5 protein-coding genes are annotated in these 4,120 nt (G+C 60.6%); 2 read left to right on the top strand and 3 right to left on the bottom strand.

The annotated features are described in order from the left end of the window. Window positions 1-471, top strand: a 471-nt coding sequence (locus P792_RS38290; protein ID WP_023977854.1) for a nitroreductase family protein, incomplete at its 5' end; no start/stop codon positions are given. A gap of 33 nt (window positions 472-504) precedes the next feature. Here P792_RS38290 and P792_RS24140 read toward each other — a convergent pair. Then, window positions 505-1,092, bottom strand: a complete 588-nt coding sequence (locus P792_RS24140; RefSeq protein WP_035439400.1) for a TetR/AcrR family transcriptional regulator — start codon at window positions 1,090-1,092, stop codon at window positions 505-507. A gap of 123 nt (window positions 1,093-1,215) precedes the next feature. Here P792_RS24140 and P792_RS24135 point away from each other — a divergent pair, with 123 nt between their 5' ends. Next, the gene (locus tag P792_RS24135) at window positions 1,216-2,226 is read left to right on the top strand and encodes an SDR family NAD(P)-dependent oxidoreductase (RefSeq protein WP_023977852.1); all 1,011 of its coding nucleotides are present in this window, start codon (window positions 1,216-1,218) and stop codon (window positions 2,224-2,226) included. A gap of 27 nt (window positions 2,227-2,253) precedes the next feature. On the opposite strand, the gene P792_RS24130 is transcribed toward P792_RS24135, so the two are convergent. Then, window positions 2,254-3,327 carry a phenylacetaldoxime dehydratase family protein gene (locus tag P792_RS24130; RefSeq protein ID WP_023977851.1) on the bottom strand — a complete coding sequence of 358 codons (1,074 nt, stop codon included), beginning with the start codon at window positions 3,325-3,327 and terminating at the stop codon, window positions 2,254-2,256. A 2-nt stretch (window positions 3,328-3,329) separates the two neighbouring features. Next, a partial coding sequence (locus P792_RS0118065) for a carbon-nitrogen hydrolase family protein (protein WP_031240148.1) occupies window positions 3,330-4,120 on the bottom strand: 791 nt, incomplete at its 5' end.

Below are 4,120 nucleotides of genomic sequence, written 5' to 3'. Positions count from 1 at the left end.
CAGCCTGCCGAGGCGCTCGACTATACAGAATCCTTCCTTATAGCGGCCATCGACGCAGCTCTGGCCGCGCAGAATGCCGTGGCCGCCCTCGAAGCGGCGGGTCTTGGAACTGTCTATATCGGTGGGCTGCGCAATCATCCGCTTGAGGTCGCAAAGGAGCTCGACCTGCCAAAGGGCTGCGTCGGACTTTTTGGCCTGTGCGTGGGCTATGAGGATGAGACACGCCCCGCCAGCATCAAACCGCGGCTGCCCCAACGCGCCGTGCTGCATCGAGACCGTTACGACACCACGCTGGAAGCTGAAGCCATCGCCAGCTTCGATGCGGCTGACAACGCCTTCCAGCAGGAACAGTCACTGCCGCCTCGCCTCTGGTCCGAGGCCATGGTCAAACGCATCGTTTCACGTGAAGGCCTGCATGGCCGCGACACGCTGCTTGCCTCTCTCAAGGTCCTCGGTTTTCCGATGAAATAGGCTTGCACCCAGCCGGACAGCTTTACTCGCCTCTCAGGAGAGCTTCGGCTTGGTTGCGTCCGGTCTGGCACCGCTCAGGATGATATCGATGAACTGGACGGCCTGTTCCGGACGGTCGCCTGCAATCGTGCAGACACCATAAACCGCGCGTAGCATATCCATCGGATCCACATCATCGCGCAAATCCCCCTGCGCGACACAGGCGGCAGCGAGTTTCTGCATGGTTTCGACAATGGGACCGCCCGTGCGGGCGTAAAGTGCTGATGAACCACCGGAGAGCGTATTGAAGACGGGCGTCATGGCCTGCTTCGTGGCGGCATAACCGACAAAAAGCCGCATCCATGCCCGCAAGGCCTCAAGCGGGGGATGAGCAGCACGAAGCGTATCGGCTGCACTGAGCAACTGGTCACGCTCGTCTGCATAAACAGCTTCGATCAAGGCAGAACGATCGGCAAAGTGACGATAGAGCGTGCCGACACCCACACCCGCACGGGCTGCGATTTCGTCCATGCGTATATCGGTCTCACCCGTCACGAAGGCTTGGCGTGCAACGGCCATCAATGCCTGACGGCTCCGCTGCCCGTCGGCACGGGGGCGCCTCTGGCGGGGCGTCTCGCCCATGATCATTGTCCCCCTTGTTAAACGGAATTTGGTTCCGTATATGTAAAGCGGAGTATACTTCCGTTTAGCGCGTGTCCTGTCGGCCGGCAAGATGTGCGCGCCTTATGCCCTGCGAGGCTGTTCATGTCTGCTCTTACTTCCTTCTCCGCTACACCGGCGACGACGCCGGACACCAAGTTCAATGCGCAGTCCACCACCGATGATGTGCTTGGCGGTCTCTCCCTGGCCGGGAAACGCTATCTCGTCACCGGTGTTTCTGCCGGTCTCGGGGTCGAGACTGCCCGCGCCCTGGTGGCTCATGGTGCCGAGGTTATCGGCACGGCCCGTGATCTGGCCAAGGCAGCAAGGGCGACTGCCAGCATCGACCCGACACGCCTACAGATCGAAGAGCTTGCGCTCGATGATCTGGCAAGTGTCCGTGACTGCGCCGAACGATTGCTGGCACGGGGCATGACATTCGATGCGATCATTGCCAATGCTGGCGTCATGGCCACACCGCAGGGTGTGACGAAGGACGGTTTTGAAACCCAGTTTGGCACGAACCATCTGGGTCATTTCGTCCTGGTAAACCGACTGATCCCGCTGGTCAGGCCCGGTGGACGCGTGGTCATGCTTTCTTCTGCCGGGCACCGCTACAGCGATGTCGACCTAGAGGATCCGGGATTCCTGGCGACAGACTATACGCCCTTTGGCGCTTACGGACGATCCAAGACAGCCAATATCCTGTTCGCGGTCGCGCTGGATGCCCGACACAAGGCACGCGGCATACGGGCCGTAGCCATGCATCCGGGCGGAATCGCCACCGAGCTAGTGCGCCATATGCCCGAAGGGGCGATTGAAGCCATGATAGAGGGCATCAACCAGCAGGAAGCCGAGGCAGGCAGGCCGCCTTTTCGCTTCAAGACCATTCCTCAGGGGGCTGCCAGCGCTGTCTGGGCCGCGACCGTTGCGACGCCGTCGGAGATTGGTGGTCGATATGGCGAGGATTGCAGCATCAGTGCGATTGTACCCGATGACCAACCGCTTGGAATCACCATTCCCGGCGTACGTGCCTATGCGGTCGATCCCGAACGTGCCGAGGCACTCTGGACACTGAGCGAGAAAATGGTGGACGAAACCTTCCCGGCGTCCTGATCTGCTCTGCGCTCATAGCCTCGCTTTTCACGCGAGGCCGTTCATCATGCCCGTCTGATCATGACAGCCCAGATAGTCGAGTATCTGGGCGTCCGATTGAAGCACAGCCACTTCATGATAGAGACGTAACGCCAGTCGACCCTCAAGCGCCTGCACAACCTGCAGAAAATCGCCAAAAATCGCCTTGTGCGTTGGATGATGCTCTGCCCAGTGCTCCAGAGCCGCAAGATCGCGCCAGGCGCTCATGCCGAAGCTGCGACAGGGCTTGCCCCCCTCCTTGTCGCTGACACGCATGTAGCGATTGAAGTAACAGCCAATTGCCAGCCCTTCATCACGCAGGAACGCCATACCCGCACGCAATGTCGGCTCGATGCTGTCGTGATAGAGAGCAAGTTCCTCACCCATGACATCTGACCAGTCCTGTCCGGATCGTATGAGAGCGACCCCCTCATGACTGAGCACCATGCGCCGGCCCGGTCCGATATCAACCAGACGGCGCGCGCCCTGGGCGGCAAGTGCCTCTGTCTGGCTGGCTGGCAGACGGTCGCGCATACCACCCCAATACCCATGCTCCTGAATGGTATCATTGCTCCGGTTTCCCAGCATGACCCCAATGCCCTCAAGGCGGTCTGATGCACTGAAGAGCGTTTCGAGATGCGTATTGCGCGGAAAGTAGATCTCACGAAACATGCCGACGGTGCTGCCACCCTGCGCGTCCTGACACCACCACCCGGTATTGCGCCGCCACCATGCGTCGTGCGCCTGCACGCTCGGCCAGTAACCGATCACCACGGCATTATGGAAGCCTGCCAGATCGACGAAACTGGCGCTCTCGATGTTGCAGGCTCCTCCTTCCCCAGCAAGACGGCGCCTCAGACCATTGAAAGCCTGCGCCGCCGGTCCTGTTATCGGAATACCGACAGCTTCTGAGCTACCACCCGGCTCAACGCGCCATTGCACACCGAAATAACCCATGACGCGCTCATGCGCAGCGTGATCGCCACGGGCCGTCCAGGCAGGAAAAGGCGGCTGAAAATCATCCGTGATCCGTCGCTCCCGCAAACGCGGACAACGGAGATGCGGGGCAATAGCGCTTTCCATGCTCAACCCTCGCTGGCAAGCGGAAAGGCAAGCGACGCCGTATCGACCGGACTGGTCTCCCCCGGCATGACATATTCGACACGTCGCGCTCTGGCTGGATTGAAGAGAAGGCGTGTCACATCCGGGCGGGAGTAATGTCCGACGGGATCGGCCGAGGCCTTCGCCACGGGAATGGCCGAAAGATCGATATCTGCATAGAGCAGCCCCTCTTCATCCGGGGCGAGTGGGGCTACCAGTTCACGGCCATCCGGCCCATAGATACGCGCTGCCGCCCCACCTGCGCGCAAAAGCTCGCGCTTGGCGGGCGTATCGCATAATTCATCGAGCATCGCCTCGGAAACGACAGCACAGGGTGCGAGCACGAAACATCCGCCCTCAACGGCATAAACGCGCGAAGCAGCATTATTGACCTCGGCACTCAGGGCATATGCAAAAGGCTCATAGAGCGAAAAACTTGGCCATGCGCCGACATGGACCTGCTCATTCTGGGCATACATCGCGTATTTCGTGAGAGGCTGGATATGCTCCCAGCAGCAGAGCGCCCCGACACGCCCCAGCCCCGGGATGTCGTGAACGGCAAGATCGCTGCCATCGCCTTCGCCATAGACCGTGCGCTCCACATGGGTCACGCGCAGCTTGCGACGGGTGGCAATGGTTTCGCCGTCCGGCCCGAGAATCCACTGGGCGATATAAAGCGAGCCTTCAAAACGCTCCGACAGCCCCAGCACAGCCGTAATGCCTGCCTCTCTGACGGCCTTCCGCAGACGGTCGGCCTCGGGGCTGTCATAGGCGA

It is taken from the genome of Asaia sp. SF2.1, from assembly GCF_000505765.1.
Taxonomy (GTDB): Bacteria; Pseudomonadota; Alphaproteobacteria; order Acetobacterales; family Acetobacteraceae; genus Asaia; species Asaia bogorensis.
Note: the sequence above shows the minus strand (reverse complement) of the source record. Positions and strands in the feature narration are given on the sequence as shown.